The 15,004-nt window shown below is 66.2% G+C and carries 15 protein-coding genes; 7 read left to right on the top strand and 8 right to left on the bottom strand.

Annotation, left to right across the window (positions count from 1 at the left end; translation table 11 throughout):
• Positions 1 to 118: 118 nt before the first annotated feature.
• Together AC1DX5_RS12565 and AC1DX5_RS12560 are read left to right on the top strand one after the other, a co-directional pair.
• The gene (locus AC1DX5_RS12565; RefSeq protein WP_478015756.1) at positions 119 to 2,254 is read left to right on the top strand and encodes an outer membrane protein assembly factor BamB family protein; all 2,136 of its coding nucleotides are present in this window, start codon (positions 119 to 121) and stop codon (positions 2,252 to 2,254) included.
• Positions 2,255 to 2,759: 505 nt separating this feature from the next.
• Positions 2,760 to 4,313, top strand: a complete 1,554-nt coding sequence (locus tag AC1DX5_RS12560; RefSeq protein ID WP_478015754.1) for a PQQ-dependent sugar dehydrogenase — start codon at positions 2,760 to 2,762, stop codon at positions 4,311 to 4,313.
• Here the strand turns inward: AC1DX5_RS12560 and AC1DX5_RS12555 are convergent.
• Both AC1DX5_RS12555 and AC1DX5_RS12550 read right to left on the bottom strand, forming a co-directional pair.
• Positions 4,299 to 4,673: a PRC-barrel domain-containing protein gene (locus AC1DX5_RS12555; protein WP_465172351.1), complete on the bottom strand. Its 375-nt coding sequence runs from the start codon at positions 4,671 to 4,673 to the stop codon at positions 4,299 to 4,301. The genes AC1DX5_RS12560 and AC1DX5_RS12555 overlap by 15 nt on opposite strands.
• A 19-nt stretch (positions 4,674 to 4,692) precedes the next feature.
• Positions 4,693 to 5,967: an MFS transporter gene (locus tag AC1DX5_RS12550; RefSeq protein ID WP_478015752.1), complete on the bottom strand. Its 1,275-nt coding sequence runs from the start codon at positions 5,965 to 5,967 to the stop codon at positions 4,693 to 4,695.
• 117 nt (positions 5,968 to 6,084) lie between these two features.
• Here AC1DX5_RS12550 and AC1DX5_RS12545 point away from each other — a divergent pair, with 117 nt between their 5' ends.
• The 4 genes from AC1DX5_RS12545 to AC1DX5_RS12530 all read left to right on the top strand — a co-directional run bounded on the left by AC1DX5_RS12545 (position 6,085) and on the right by AC1DX5_RS12530 (position 9,194).
• Positions 6,085 to 6,624, top strand: coding sequence for a hypothetical protein (locus AC1DX5_RS12545; protein ID WP_478015750.1), 540 nt, complete (start codon positions 6,085 to 6,087; stop codon positions 6,622 to 6,624).
• 47 nt (positions 6,625 to 6,671) lie between these two features.
• Positions 6,672 to 6,821 (top strand): hypothetical protein, encoded by a 150-nt coding sequence (locus AC1DX5_RS12540; protein ID WP_465176042.1) that lies wholly within the window; start codon positions 6,672 to 6,674, stop codon positions 6,819 to 6,821.
• A 2-nt stretch (positions 6,822 to 6,823) separates the two neighbouring features.
• Complete coding sequence (locus AC1DX5_RS12535) at positions 6,824 to 7,099, top strand: DUF3175 domain-containing protein (protein ID WP_478015748.1); 276 nt, start codon at positions 6,824 to 6,826, stop codon at positions 7,097 to 7,099.
• 517 nt (positions 7,100 to 7,616) lie between these two features.
• The gene (locus AC1DX5_RS12530; protein ID WP_465172356.1) at positions 7,617 to 9,194 is read left to right on the top strand and encodes an amidase; all 1,578 of its coding nucleotides are present in this window, start codon (positions 7,617 to 7,619) and stop codon (positions 9,192 to 9,194) included.
• A gap of 119 nt (positions 9,195 to 9,313) precedes the next feature.
• Here AC1DX5_RS12530 and AC1DX5_RS12525 read toward each other — a convergent pair whose 3' ends face one another.
• From AC1DX5_RS12525 to AC1DX5_RS12515, 3 genes are all read right to left on the bottom strand, one after another.
• Entirely contained in the window at positions 9,314 to 9,682 is a 369-nt protein-coding gene (locus AC1DX5_RS12525) for a DUF4345 domain-containing protein (RefSeq protein ID WP_478015746.1), read from the bottom strand.
• Positions 9,683 to 9,714: 32 nt separating this feature from the next.
• Positions 9,715 to 10,212, bottom strand: a complete 498-nt coding sequence (locus AC1DX5_RS12520; protein ID WP_478015744.1) for a DUF2721 domain-containing protein — start codon at positions 10,210 to 10,212, stop codon at positions 9,715 to 9,717.
• A gap of 76 nt (positions 10,213 to 10,288) precedes the next feature.
• Entirely contained in the window at positions 10,289 to 11,368 is a 1,080-nt protein-coding gene (locus AC1DX5_RS12515; protein ID WP_478015742.1) for a 50S ribosomal protein L11 methyltransferase, read from the bottom strand.
• A gap of 261 nt (positions 11,369 to 11,629) precedes the next feature.
• On the opposite strand from AC1DX5_RS12515, the gene AC1DX5_RS12510 reads away from it, so the two are divergent.
• Positions 11,630 to 12,277, top strand: coding sequence for a PilZ domain-containing protein (locus AC1DX5_RS12510; protein ID WP_465172360.1), 648 nt, complete (start codon positions 11,630 to 11,632; stop codon positions 12,275 to 12,277).
• A gap of 31 nt (positions 12,278 to 12,308) precedes the next feature.
• Here AC1DX5_RS12510 and AC1DX5_RS12505 read toward each other — a convergent pair whose 3' ends face one another.
• From AC1DX5_RS12505 to metK, 3 genes are all read right to left on the bottom strand, one after another.
• Entirely contained in the window at positions 12,309 to 12,941 is a 633-nt protein-coding gene (locus AC1DX5_RS12505; protein ID WP_465172361.1) for a hypothetical protein, read from the bottom strand.
• A 46-nt stretch (positions 12,942 to 12,987) separates the two neighbouring features.
• On the bottom strand, positions 12,988 to 13,668 hold the full coding sequence (gene trmB, locus AC1DX5_RS12500) for a tRNA (guanine(46)-N(7))-methyltransferase TrmB (protein ID WP_465172362.1): 681 nt from the start codon (positions 13,666 to 13,668) through the stop codon (positions 12,988 to 12,990).
• A 109-nt stretch (positions 13,669 to 13,777) separates the two neighbouring features.
• A complete protein-coding gene (gene metK, locus AC1DX5_RS12495; RefSeq protein ID WP_478015740.1) occupies positions 13,778 to 14,995 on the bottom strand; it encodes a methionine adenosyltransferase in 1,218 nt (405 codons plus the stop codon).
• Positions 14,996 to 15,004 lie beyond the last annotated feature (9 nt).

The raw sequence follows: 15,004 nt of genomic DNA, 5'->3' as shown, positions 1-15,004 counted from the left end.
ATACAATCCCATTGCGTGCGGCGGTGACTCATGCATATTCGCGCCGCCGGCGCTTTCGCGTCGTCCGACGCTCCTGGTGGACCTTGGGCGTTATCATTCGCGCTTGTTGAAAGTGACCATGACGACTCCCATCAGCCGCCGCCAAGCTCTCCTGTCCACCGCTGCCGCACTCGCCGTCGCCCCCTGGGCGGCCCGCGCCGAGGCGCAAGCTGCGCTGACCGGCGGCACCGGTACCGCACCCGCCAAACCGCCGGCGGACACCGACTGGATCGGTTATGGCAATGATCTGGCCTCCACCCGCTATGCCGGCCTGGACCAGATCCATGCCGGGAATTTCAACAATCTGGAGGTCGCCTGGCGGTTCAAGACCGACAATTTCGGGGCTCGCAAGGATTCCTATTTCAACGCCACCCCGACCGTGGTGAAGGGTCGCCTCTACGGGACCGTTGGCGTGGACCGCTATCTGGTCTGCATGGACGCCGGCACCGGGCAGCTCATCTGGACCTACCGCCACGACGAGAAGGGCCGGCTCGGCGCCCGCGGCGGCTCGGGCTGGGGTGTCGGCTATTGGACCGACGGCACGGTCGAGCGGATCCTGTACGTCACCCGCAGCTATCAGCTGATCTCGATCGATATCAAGACGGGCCTGCCCGATCCCGCGTTCGGCACGGGCAATGAAGTGGATCTCCGGCTCGACTGGGATCACGAGGTCGATCCCAAGGCGCCGGTCGTCGGGCTGCACGCGCCGCCCCTGGTGGTGAGGGACACCGTCGTCGTCGGTACCGCGTCGTCCTCGACCGGCCCCGGCTATCTGCGCGGCTTCGACGTGCGCACGGGCAAGCGGAAGTGGATTTTCCACACCGTGCCGAAAAAGGGCGAGTTCGGCTACGACACCTGGATCAAGCCGGGACAGGCCGAGACCGCGACCAACACCGGCGTGTGGGCGATGATGTCCGCCGATCCGGAGCTGGGTCTCGTCTATGCCGGGGTCGAGCTGCCCCAGGCGGACTGGATGGGCCTCACCCGGCACGGCGACGCACTGTTCACCGAGACCCTGGTCGCGCTCGATATCGAAACGGGCGAGCGCCGCTGGCATTTCCAGACCGAGCATCACGGGCTGTGGGATCGCGACATCGCCTGCGCGCCCGTCCTGATGGATGTCCGCCAGGGCCGGAAAGTGATCAAGGCGCTGGCCCTGCCCAGCAAACAGGCCTTCCTGTTCGTGCTCGACCGCGCGACGGGCAAACCGGTCTGGCCGATCCGCGAGGAGAAGGTGCTGCCCGGCGACGTGCCCGGCGAATATTATGCGCCGACTCAGCCCGTGCCGTCGCGCCCGCCGCCGTTCGATCACCAGGGCGTCACGGCTGACGACGTGATCGACTGGACGCCCGAGCTGAAGGCACGCGCGCTCGAGATCATCAGCCACTACCGGCTGGGCGGGCTCTACCGGCCGCCGACCATCGCGAAGCCCGAGGGGCCGTGGGGCACGCTGATGACGCCGGAAAATCAGGGCGGCGCGAACTGGGCCGGCGGCGGCTGCGATCCGGAAACCGGCATCTTCTATATCTATTCGAAAACCGTGCTGCAGAATTACGCGATCAGGCAGCTGCCCAATGGACGTCTTGTCCCCGGAGGCAGTACGTCGCGCGGCACGAACGACAATATGGGTGCGGCCTTTGGCGGATCGGCGAATCCGGGCGGACGCGCGGGGCTCGGCGGGCCCGTCGCGCCCAACGTGAAGGACGGACTGAACGACCCGATCACGCCCGATCTGCTCACCATCGGCGGCATGCCGATCCTGAAGCCGCCTTACGGCCGGATCACCGCCCTCGACCTGACGCACGGCACCAAGCTCTGGCAGGTCGCGCACGGCGAAACGCCCGACTTCATCCGGAACAACCCGCTCCTCAAGGGCGTGACGATCCCGCGCACCGGCCAGTCCGGCATCCTCGGCGTCCTGGTGACCAAGACCCTCGTCATCTGCGGCGACAGCGGCGAATTCACCGACGAGCAGGGGCGCAAGGCGGCGCGATTGCGCGCCTATGACAAGATGACGGGGCACGAGGTCGGCACGGTCTTTCTCGATCAGCCGCAGACCGGCTCGCCGATGACCTATATGCTCGGTGGCCGTCAGCATATCGTGCTGGCCAGCGGGGGTTTCGATGGTGGAGAGTTCATCTGCTACCGCCTGCCAGCGCCTCGTGCGGCGGGGGCGCCGCGAACCGAAGCGCCGCGTCCGCCGATCACGGATTGATCGCGAAGACGGTCTTGTGGACGGTCGATTCAACCACGGCCCGAATCGTCGCATCGTGAGACTAGTCGGCGTTTGAAGAAATGCCGGCTCGCTCTTTCCCATGACGGTTCGGCACCGTTGCCTCGTCCGTCCCTGCTATTGCGAAACACCCCCTGTTAACGGCGCGGGCCTGCCCTGTTATGCGTGACCGCCGCCCTGTTATTCCGGAACAGGGCAGGCGCCATTCAAAACATTGAAATGTATGAAAAATATCTCCAACAAAGTTGGAAATAACAGGGCAAGAAAAAAAATTCACCCTGTTCCACCCTGTTGATGGCCAGGAACAGGGCCGCGGTCGCCTGCCGGCGGCGCCCGGGCTGGTCGGCTTCGGCCGCCGACAACAGCGCCAGTCCGGCGGCGATAGGGCACGGGCCGGAGCAACGGACCGGAAGATCGCGCGTTTGCTGCTTCAGGCGGCCTGAACGCGGGAGGCGTATGATTTCCCGCGCGGCCGTCGGGAAGATCTATGTCGGCCTTTTCATCCCTGTCGCGGCGATCGACCTGCGGCTTCTCGCTCGCCCTGTTGCTTGCCACATCGGCCTGCGGCGGCGGCGGCGGCGGGGGAGGAGGTGGTGGCACGCCGACCCCGACGCCCGCCAACCAGGCCCCGAGCTTCACCTCCGCGGCCACCGCCAGCGTCGTCGAGAACGCCACCGACGCCTATCAGGCGGCGGCGACCGATCCGGACGGCAACCCGCTGACCTACAGCATCGCCGGCGGGGCCGACGCCGCGCGCTTCTCGATCACCGCGGCCGGGCTGGTGCGGTTCGTGTCGCCGCCCAATTTCGAGGCGCCGGCCGATGCCGGGCAGGACAATGTCTACGACGTGCAGGTCGGCGTCACCGACGGGCAGGCAAGCGCCACGCGCGCCGTCGCGATCACCGTCACCAACAGCAAGGAAGGCATTCAGGTCCGCCGCGTCGGTACCGGGTTCAACCAGCCGCTCTATGTCGCGCCGATCCCGGGCGACACCCGCGTCATGGTCGTGGAAAAGGGCGGCAACCTGATCCTGCTCGATCCTGCGACCGGCGCCAAATCGCCGTTCGCCACGATCGAGAATATCTCGACTGACGGGGAACGGGGCCTGCTCGGCGTGGCGTTCGGCCCGGACTATCTGACCAACGGCTTCTTCTATGTCTATGCCACGAACAATGCCGCCGGTGGCAACAATGGCGATATTTCGATTCGGCAATATCGGCGCTTGAGCAACGGATCGGTCAGCCGGTCCAACACTGTCGTCACCATTCCTCATACCGCCAACAACAATCACAATGGCGGGTGGCTCGGGTTCGGACCCGATGGCTATCTCTATATCGCGACCGGCGACGGCGGCGGTGGTGGCGATCCGGGCAACAATGCCCAGAATACCAGTTCGCTGCTCGGCAAGATCCTGCGGATCGAGATCGTCGCCGATCCCTTTGCCGGCGCGTCACCGCGCTATTTCGACGTGCCCGCCGACAATCCCTTCGCCAGCGGCGTCGGCGGCGCGCGCGAAGTCTATGCCTATGGCTTCCGCAATCCGTTCCGCGCGTCCTTCTGGGGCAGCAATCTGCTCATCGGCGATGTCGGCCAGGATGCGTGGGAAGAGCTCGACCTGCTCCGCCCGCAGGACAAGGGCGGCAATTATGGCTGGCGCTTCCGTGAAGGGACGCATGCCTTCAATGGCACCGCGCCTGCTGGACTGATCGATCCGGTGCTCGAATATGGCCATGGCACCGGGCCGAAACAGGGCAGCACGATCACCGGCGGCTATGTCTATCGCGGGCCGGTCGCCTCCCTCACCGGTTCCTATGTCTTCGCCGATTTCATCCGTGGCGGCATCTTCACCGTGCCGGCCAGCACGCTCACGCAGGGCACGACTCTGGGTGCGGCCGGCTTCGAACGTCGCAACGAGGATTTCGCGCCCGATATCGGCACGATCAACCAGCTCGCCTCGTTCGGCGAGGATGCGGCGGGCAATCTCTACCTCGTCGATCTCGATGGCGAGATTTATAGGGTGACGGCGTCACCCACCGCCTAGCGAGAGGTCCTCGATCGCCGTGCCGTAATAACTCGCCACACGATTGGCATAGTCCTGGTCGAACAGTGGCGGGTTGGCGGCCCAGCTTGGCCCGCCCTCGAGCACCTTGCGGTCGATCGTGACGAGATAGATGTCCGCTGCCGGCTCATAAGCGAGCAGGCTGAAGGGCAGGGGATAATAGGCCTTGCCCATGCCCAGGAAGCCGCCGATCGTCAGCACGACATAGGCCGTCCGGCCGGTTCGTTTGTTGATCAGAAACTCGTGGACCGATCCGACCTTTTCGTTGTCGCGCGTTCTCACTCTGATCGTGTCGCTCCGGGTCGAATAAGCGAGAAGCTGCACGGGCTGGTCTTTGGACATGGTCGTTCCTTCAATCGGGTCAATCCTCAAGGATCAAACTCGTGCGCTTCGTTTCCGGCAGCATCAGAAATGCGATCGTCGCGCAGAACAGGATCGCGGTGACATACCAGTAGAAGGCGGATTCGACATGCGCGTTCTTGAACCATAGCGCGACATATTCCGCTGTGCCGCCGAACGCCGCATTGCCGATCGCATAGGGGAAGGCGACACCCAGCGCGCGGATATGCGCCGGGAACAGTTCCGCCTTCACCAGCGCGCTGATCGAGGTATAGGCCGACAGCAGCATCAGCGGCCCGAGGATGATCGCGAAGGCAACCATTGGATCGCGTACCACCGCCAGCGCGCTGAACACCGGCACGGTCACGAGCATGCCGCCCACCCCGAACAGCAACAGCATCGGCTTGCGCCCGAATCTGTCGGCGAGCACGCCGAATACCGGCTGCGCCAGCATGTAGACGACAAGGGCCGCGGTCATCACCTGGGTCGCGGTCTGGATCTCGAAGCCGCTGGTGTTGACCAGGAATTTCTGGAGATAGGTGGTGTAGGCGTAGAAGGTGCAGCTGCCGCCCGCGCTGATGATCATGACCAGCAGGAACTCGCGCGGATGTGCCTTCCACAAGGCGATCAGGCCGGATTTGGGCCGGTCGGCCAACTGGTTCTCGAACGAGGCGGTCTCGGCGAGCCGGCGCCGCAGGATATAGACGACCAGTGCTAGCACCGCGCCGAAGAAGAAGGCGATACGCCAGCCCCATTCCGACATCTCGGTCTTGCTCAGCACCGTCTGCAGCAGCAGCGTGACCGCGAGCGCGGTGAGCTGCCCGCCGATCAGGGTGACATACTGGAAGCTCGACCAGAAGCCGCGCCGGTCGCGCGTCGCCATCTCGGAGAGATAGGTCGCGCTCGCGCCATATTCGCCGCCGACCGACAGGCCCTGGATCATGCGCGCGAGCACGAGAATGACCGGCGCCGCGACGCCGATCACGGCATAGCCTGGCACCAGCGCGATCATCAGCGAGCCCAGGCACATCAGCCCGACCGACAGCGCCAGCCCCGCCTTGCGGCCATGCGTGTCGGCATAGCGCCCCATCCAGTAGGCGCCGATCGGCCGCATGACGAAACCCACCGCGAAGATCGCGCTGGTGCCCATCAGCTGCGCGGTCGGATCGCCCTTGGGAAAGAAGGTCGCCGCGAAATAGAGCGACAGCGAGGAATAGGCATACCAGTCATACCATTCGACCAGGTTGCCGGCCGATCCGCCGACGATGGATTTCAGTCGCTTGGCATCGATCGCCATGGTCCGGTCTCTCCCCATCCGTGTCGCTGCACGGCCCGGCGGCAACAGAGGCGAATTCTCGGGCGCATGCAAGACGGGCGGTTGAGCCGCGCGGCCGCTTCGCCCATAGACGGACGAATGCGTCTGTTCCTGCTCCTTGCCGCCATCGTCTCCCTGTCGGGCTGCGTCGGCACGGCCGCCCCGCCCACCGCGCCCCGGCCCGCCCCGACGCCGGCCTATGTTCCGCCGCCGGCCCCCGTGCCGACCGCGACGCCGGTCGGCAAGGACTGGCGCGACTGGCCGATGACGCCGGGCGACTGGGTGTACCGCCAGGACGGTCGCGGCTCGATCGCGCTGTTCGGCGTGCCCGGCGCCGATGCGGTGCTGACCCTGCGCTGCGATCGGGCCGCGAACACGCTCTACCTGTCGCGCCAGGGCATCGCCGCCGGGCCGGTGGCGCTGACGATCCGCACCTCGACCGCATTGCGCACCCTGTCCGCCGCCCCGACCGGCGGCACGTCGGCCTATGTCGCGGTGGCGCTTCAGCCGCGCGACGGCTTGCTCGACGCGATGGGTTTCAGCCGCGGACGCTTCGTCGTCGAGCAGGCCGGCACTGCCCCCCTGGTGGTGCCCGCCTGGGCCGAGATCGAGCGCGTGACCGAGGATTGCCGGCGCTGACGGGATAAACTCCTGGCCTCGCGCGTTTTTGTCGCGAGGAGAATGCCATGATCCGCAAGCTCAAGTCCGGCGAATACCGCCTCTATTCGCGCAAGGTCGATCCCGACACGCACAAGCGCCGCAACCTCGGCACCTTCGACAGCCGCGCCGCTGCCGAAAAGCATGAGCGCGAAGTCCAGTATTTCAAGCGGCACTGATCATGGCGACGGAGAAATGGTCGCAGGACGTGACCGAGCATAGCGACGCGCTCGACCTGGAGCGCGAGGTGTTCACCTGGCAGGACCCGAAGCGCATCGCCGCCTCGCTCAAGCGATCGGCCGAACGGAGCCTGCGGCGCAGGAGCACGCCGTTCCGCTCCGCGATGTCGATGCTGACCTTCTACATCAACCGCGCCGGGCACGACCTGGATGCGCGGCAAAGGAAGGTGCTGGAGGAGGCGAAGCAGGAACTGCGCGTCGCCTTCGGCAAGGCCTGAGGGCGGGTTGCCCCGGAAGCGGCGCAGGCGGAAGAGAATCGTCGAAAACGCAAAACATTACAAGACTTGTTTATGTGATTCGGATGATTCAAACAGGAGTCGTGCCCAGTCCTGGGTACGGCGTTTTAACAAGCGAAAGGAGGTGATCCGATGTCTCATGGTTCAGCAGTGGGGTCGGTTCAGTTCGTTCGGGGGACGCACCGCTAGCTTTATCGGGATGACGGCGGGGGGTATTCTCCCTCAATCAACGCTGCCGTCTATCGAAGCTGCGGTTCGCATGGTCTCCCGGGCTGGAACTTCCGGCCGCTGACCATGTCAGGAGGTTGCCGGGTCTGCGGACCCGGCAGCCTCTTTTCATATCTGGCGTACGTCACATTTTGGCGCGGGCAGATCGCGTCAAATAATTCGCCATCCCGGACTTGTTCCGGGGTCCATCGTTCCGCATGAATTGTCCCGTGCTGCTTGCGCGGCGCGATGGATGCCGGAACCAGTCCGGCATGACGGGGGTGGGGATCCTATGCGCCTATTCGCTTCGCTTCTGCTTCTCGCCGCGGCAGGCGCCAGGCCCGCCACCGCCCAGACGGTGAAGGTCGAAGAACAATCGATCGACCAGCTCCAGGCGATGATGGCCCGCGGCACGACCAGCGAGGCGATCACCCAGGCCTATCTCGCGCGGATCGCGGCGATGGATCGCAGCGGACCGACGCTACGCTCGGTCATCGCGGTCACCCCCGACGCGATCGCCCAGGCCAAAGCGAGCGACGCGCGCCGCCGGGCGGGCAGGACGCTCGGCCCGCTCGACGGCATTCCGGTGCTGATCAAGGACAATATCGAAACGAAGGAACTGCCGACCACTGCCGGCAGCCTCGCGCTCAAGGACAATCTCACTGGCCGCGACGCGCCGGTGGTGGCCGAATTGCGCAAGGCCGGCGCCGTCATCCTCGGCAAGACCAATTTGTCGGAATGGGCGAACATCCGCTCGACCAATTCGATGAGCGGCTGGAGCGCGATCGGCGGGCTGGTGCGCAACCCCTATGCGCTCGACCGCTCCTCCTGCGGATCGTCGAGCGGATCGGGCGCGGCGGTGGCGGCCAGTTTCGCACCGGTCGCCTTGGGCACCGAAACGGACGGGTCGGTGGTCTGCCCGTCCTCGATGAACGGGCTGGTCGGGCTCAAGCCGACGATCGGGCTGGTCAGCCGCACGCATGTCGTGCCGATCAGCCACAGCCAGGATACGCCGGGGCCGATGGGCCGTTCCGTCAGGGACGTGGCGATCCTGTTCTCCGCGATGGTCGCGGCCGATCCGGCGGACAAGGCCACGAAGGATGCCGCCAAATACCGCGCTGACTTCTCCAAGGGACTGTCGCCCGACGCGCTCAAGGGCCTGCGCATCGCCGTGCTGCGGCCCGAGATGCCGGACGCGATGAAGGCGCCTTACGACGCGGCGCTCGCGGTGCTGAAAGCGGCCGGCGCGGTGCTGGTCGATGTCGAGAAGCCCAAGCTCGACGGCATGGGCGATGCCGAATTCGACGTGCTCAAGGTCGAGCTCAAGGCCGATCTCGACGCCTATCTCGCGACCACGCCAAAGGCCGTGACCACGCGTACGCTCGATCAGGTGATTGCCTTCAACGAGGCGAACAGGACGACCGAGATGCCCTTTTTCGGCCAGGAGATCTTCCTCGACGCAGCGAAGACGCGCGGGCTCGCCGATGCCGAATATCTCGGCGCGCGGGCCAGGTCGCTGCGGCTGGCGGGGGCGGAGGGCATCGACGCGATGCTGAAGAAAGCGAACGCGACGATCCTGGTCGAGCCGACCTATGGCCTGCCCTGGCTGAGCGACAGCGTCTCGGGCGACCATTTCACCGGCCCGAGCGCGAGCGAGATGCCGGCGATCGCGGGGTACCCGCATCTGACGGTGCCGATGGGGCTGGCCAAGGGACTGCCGGTGGGGCTGTCCTTCATCGCGACGGCTTATGGCGACCAGGCGGTGCTGAACGCGGGTTACGCCTATGAGCGGGCGAGCCATGCCCGGGTGGCGCCGAAATACCCTCCCGTCGCGGATGTCGGGCCGGGGCTGGAGGGCGCCTCCAAATAAAGTCCTAAAAAGCCCCTCCCCTTCAGGGGAGGGGTTGGGGTGGGGCAGTCCCGCAAGTGCAACGCTGGATGGCTAGCCGGAGGCCCCCACCCCCAACCCCTCCCCTTAAGGGGAGGGGCTCAAGAAACACTCCACCGCTTCGCCAGCCCCGCCTGCCACAGCATCAGCAACGGCACGACCCCAAGCTCCATCGCCAGCCCGAACACATGCCCCCTGGACGGTATCCCCACCGCCACCAGCGACACAAGCCGCGACAGCCCGCCCGCAACCACCAATGCCCCGAGCAACCGGAACCGCGGTCCCTTGGCTTCGATCCCCGGCACGCAGGTCGCGAACGCCACGCCCACTGCGAAGAATATCCCCGAAACATAGCGGAAATGGCTGTCGAGATCGGTCGGGATCACCGGCGCGTGGCCGAGAAAACCGGGCCCGAACAATATGCTCTGCCCGCCGGTGATCAGCGGCACGAGGCAGGCGATCGCCACCACCAGTTGAAGCGCCCGCTTCTCGGCGGTGACGTTCAGCGTCGGTCCTTTTCGAGCAGCTCGGGCCGGATATGGATCGCGCGGAGCGACATGCGCACTTCGATCAGGAAGGCAGCGAGCGCGGCGATCAGCAGGATCATCGCGAGGATGAAGGACAGGGCGACCACGGTGCCGATATGCAGTCTGGCCAGTTCGGCGACGAACAGCAGCGCGACCACCAGGCAGGTCATCACCGCGCTCGACACCGCCATCACCAGGGCGTTGTTGATCACTGACATGCGCTTGTCGAGCAGCCGCAGCTCCCACACATGGCGGTCATGCTCGGGGCCGGTCGAGCGCGGGTGAAGCGCCTCCACCTGCCGCGCCCGGTCGACCACGCGGGACAGGCGGCCGGCCAGCACGTTGAGCAGCGCGCCGATACCCGCGAGCATGAAGACCGGCGAGAGCGAGAGCTGGATCGTCTGGGCGATCGTCGTGACGGCGGGCGAATATTCCACCCGCGCGTTGTGGCGGCATCCCGCGCGACGGGTCAAGCGCGAACCCGGCGGCGCCTCCGGCGCGCTGGGCTATCGGCGACGCTGCGTGACGTTTCTTCGCGTGCCCCCTGTCCTAATCCCGTTCGACCCAGGTCAAGATCGCGCGGCCGTCATGCGCGGTACCGATCGTGGTCGTTTCGCCGGGCCGCACCGGCACCGCGGCGTCTAGCGGCGTCAGGGTCAGTCCGGAAAAGAAGGTCGCGCCTGGCTCGGGCCGCGCCTCGATCATTGCCTCGTCATCCAGCTCGAGCCTGATCCACCGTGCGATCGTATTGGCCTCGCCGATGCTCGTCGCACGGCAGGCGAGGGTGCGGCGGTCCGACGGCGGAAAGCGGGCCTGCGCGAAATCGAACCGGAACAGCTCGACCTCTTCCGACACGGGGTCGATCCCGGCCGAGCCGATCGGCCTGAGGATGCCGGTCGGCACGAAATCGGCCATCGGGGTCAGGTCGAACCCGCAGGCTGCATCGATATGCCCGGCGCGCGGATAGTCCTGCCAGTCCACCAGCGCGGCGCGCAGGCTCGCTGCCATCGGTACGGCGGGGGCGCCGGGCGCGAGCAGCCGCTGCCGCGCATCGGCGATCGCGCTGAGCGGGTCGAAATCGAGCAGCCCGTCGGCAAAGATGTCGCAAACCAGCAGATCGGCTGGGCGCTCCAGCTCCTTGCCGATCATCAATGCCTGGGAGCGCCGGGCGACGACCTGGATGCGGTCGGCATAGCCATTCCGTTCGGCGAGCTCGCGGGCCATGCGCGCCGCGACCGGGTTATAATCGCAGGTAACGACCTTCTCCGCGCCGGCGCGCGCCGCCATCAGTGCCAGCATGCCGGCGCCGGTGCCGATCTCGAGCACCGTCATGCCGGGGCGGATCGCCCGCCGCAGCGCCGCGTCCCAGGCGGCGTTGCGGCGGGCGTCGTTCATCATCGGCACGTGATAGCCCGGGATCAGCGACGCCAGCAGTCGTCGGCCGCGCATGACGGTCGCCGGATCGTCCCGCCCCAGCGCCATCGCCTCTCGTGCAAGGTCCGCTGCCCGGCGCGGCGCCTTGCGCGCTGCGACCATCTCGGCGAGCCCGACCAGGTTGTACGGGTGATCGGGGCGTTGCCGCAGCGCCGCGCCAATGGTCGCGATCATCCGCTCGATCTCGTCGGTCACTCGATTTCCCCGCGCGGACGGCCCGTCCGCCACTTCCTAGGACAGGGCAGGGCGTAGCGAAAGGCAAGCAAAAGGCGGCATTGCGAGGGTTAATGCCGCGTCCGCCATAGAAATCGCGCCGGTGGGGAAGCGCCGTTAGGGATTTGGAAGGGATCACTGGCCGATAATCCGGCTCCGAGGGGCGTTGTTGTGCTTGAAGAGCGGGGGCGCTTTTCAAGGTCGTGGCGATGTGGACAACGTCGCTCGAATAGGGGTGTCCCGATGCTAGACCATCACGACGACGGCGACTTGACGACGATCTCATTCTCCGATTCGCCGTCTCCGCCCGAGCAGCGGGAAGATCTGCGGCGCGTGAAGGTGCTGCGCGTGGCGCGGCTGCAAACGCCGCGTGGCGAGGAACTGTGTCTGGTCCGCAACATTTCCTCGAGTGGCCTGATGGCCCATATCTATTCGGAACTGAACGTCGAAGAGCCGGTAACCGCGGAATTCAAGTCAGGCCAGCCTGTCGCCGGCCGGGTGCAATGGCGCCGGGATGGCCTGGCCGGGATCGTGTTCGACGAGCCGGTGAGCGCCGAGGAACTCCTCGCCGCCAGGGACGAGCGGCAGCCGCGTGCCCCGCGCGTTGATATCGACGTCAAGGCGCGGATCCGCGTCGGCGTGCGCTACCATGTCGTCGCGCTGTGCAACATCTCGCAGGGCGGTGGGCGGATTTCTCCGAGCGAGGTGCTGGAGGTGGGGCAGAAACTGATCCTGATGGTCAGCGGCCTGTCGCCGATCGCCGGATCGGTCCGCTGGTTGGACAAGGAGCATGCCGGTATCGCGTTCGACACCCCGATCCCGTTCGAAACGCTGGCCCGCTGGGTTCCGACCATGAACGCCCTGGCGCGGCAACGGCAGGACGGCGCCTGAACCAGTCGCGCCCGTCACGCCTTGTTGCCGATCAGGCGCATCCCTCGACATAGGCGAGTTCGGGCATCATGCCGACATGGATCATCCCGACCTTGCCGTCCTCGCCGATCTCGAATCGCACGGCGGGGTCTCCGCTCGATGCATTGGGCGCGGTTAGATATTTCGCCGGCGCGGCCTCATATTTGTGCGGCGTCGCGCGGAAACCCCCGAACCATTTCCGGACGTCGCCTTCGGTCGCCCCGACACCGATGCCCTCCGCCAGCTTGACGTCGGAGCGCTGGCCGACCGTGATCCGCCTGACCTTGTCGCCGGACACGATCGCATAGACGCCGGGATACTCCGGCGACGTCACCGTCCGGCAGGAATCCCCGGTCTCCGCGTTGGTCTCGGCCCAGGACCCGCCGCCGGGCACCGCCTGACCGAGCCGCAACGCGCCGAGTCCTTCGAGGCCGATCACCTTGCCCGATGCCGTTGCGGCCGGGGTCGCGGTCGCCGGCTCCGCCATATTGGTCGCCGGCGCGTCGTGTTGATTCGCCATGGGCGCGGACGGCGCGGTACCGGTCGTTACGGTGCTGGTTTCCGGCTGCCGCTCGGAACCGGACGAACAGGCAGCGACGAGCAGGACGAGGGCGAGACCGATCGGGCGGAGAGCAAGAGGTTTCATCCTGCCCAAACGACCGAAGATGCTCCCGGTTTCCCGCCGCCCCGACCTAGCTGCGGCGATATCGGAAGTACCAGACCTCATGCCCCTGCCGCCGCGCCTTGCGCTCGTAGCGGGTCTCGGGCCAGTCGTCCGGCCGGGTCAGGAAATCGCATGGGTGCGTCGCCTGCCAGATAAAATCGGTCCGCGCGTTCATCACCATCATCGACCAGCGGCAATAGGTCGGATCGTCCGTGCCCAGGCGGAATTCGGCACCTGGCTTCAGCTTGCGCGCGATCAGGTCGAGCGGCCCGTGATTGACCATCCGCCGCTTGGCATGGCGCGCCTTCCGCCACGGATCGGGGTGGAGCAGATAGACACGGTCGAGCGAGGCATCGGGCAGCCGCTCGATCACCTCGAGCGCGTCGCCCATGTGTAGCCGGACATTCTCCAGTTCGCCGTCGCGGACATGGTTGAGCGCGCCGACCACGCCGTTGAGGAACGGCTCGCAGCCGATAAAACCGGTGCCGGGCCGCATCGCCGCCTGACCGGCGAGATGCTCGCCCGCGCCGAAGCCGATCTCGACTTCGAGGGGACGGTCATCGCCGAACAGGCTCCGCGCATCGATCGGCCCGCTCTCGGGCACGCTGATCTCGGGCAGCAGCTCCTCGACGAGCGCGGCCTGACCAAGGCGCAATTTATGCCCCTGGCGACGGCCATAGAGGCGGCGGATGGTGGTCGGATCGTTCATGGTCGGGCGGGCATAGTCGCGTGGAGGCTCGGTGCAAGCCTTCAACGAAAACGGCGCGGTTCCGTCGAAGCGGAACCGCGCCGTCTTGCGCGTCAGTGGGCTGGGCGGCTCAAGCGACGGCGGCCTTGAGCTGGTCGACCAGATCGGTCTTTTCCCAGGTGAAGGAATCGCCGTCCGGCTTGCGGCCGAAATGACCATAGGCCGCGGTCTTCTGGTAGATCGGGGCGTTGAGCTTCAGATGCTCGCGGATGCCCTTCGGGGTCAGGCGGACCAGCTTCGGCAGGACCTCTTCCAGCTTCGCTTCCGGAACGGTGCCGGTGCCGTGCGTGTCGACATAGACAGACAGCGGCTCGGCGATGCCGATCGCATAGCTCAGCTGGATCGTGCAGCGGCGCGCGAGGCCGGCGGCGACGACGTTCTTGGCGAGATAGCGCGCGACATAGGCGGCCGAGCGGTCGACCTTGGTCGGATCCTTGCCCGAGAAAGCGCCGCCGCCATGCGGGGCTGCGCCGCCATAGGTGTCGACGATGATCTTGCGGCCGGTGACGCCCGCGTCGCCGTCAGGGCCGCCGATTTCGAAACGGCCGGTCGGGTTGACGTAGATCTTGGTCTCTTCGTCCACGAAGCCCTCGGGCAGGACTTCGTTGAACACGCCGACGACATAGTCGCGAAGCTCCTTGTAGAGCTCCGGATTGCCTTCGGTGCCGTCGTAGAAATAGCCCGGCGCGTGCTGGGTCGAGACGACCAGCGCCGTCGCGCGGACCGGGACCTCGTTGCGATATTCCAAGGTCACCTGGCTCTTCGCGTCGGGCTCGAGGAAGGGCACGACCTTGTTGTGGCGGTCATACGCCAGCTTCTCGAGGATGCGGTGCGAGTAATAGAGCGTGGCGGGCAGCAGGTCGGGGGTCTCGTCGGTCGCGTAGCCGAACATGATGCCCTGGTCGCCGGCGCCTTCGTCCTTGTTGCCGCTCTCGTCGACGCCCTGCGCGATGTGCGCGGACTGAGCGTGCAGATGGTTCTCGAACGAGAAATTCGCCCAGTGGAAACCGTCCTGCTCGTAACCGATCCGCTTCACGGTCGCACGAACCGCTGCCTCGATCTCTTCCTTCGCTCCGGGTGCCCATTCGTGATTCTCGAACACGCCCTTGCAGCGGATTTCACCGGCCAGCACGACACGGTTGGTCGTGGTCAGCGTTTCGCAGGCGATACGCGCATAGGGGTCCTTGGACAGAAACAGATCGACCACGGCGTCGGAAATCTGGTCGGCGACCTTGTCGGGATGGCCTTCGGAAACCGATTCGGAGGTGAAGAGAAACGAAGCGCGCATCAAATCTAC

This window comes from Sphingomonas sp. P2_B6, assembly GCF_056404755.1.
This window is presented reverse-complemented; position numbering and strand designations above follow the sequence as displayed.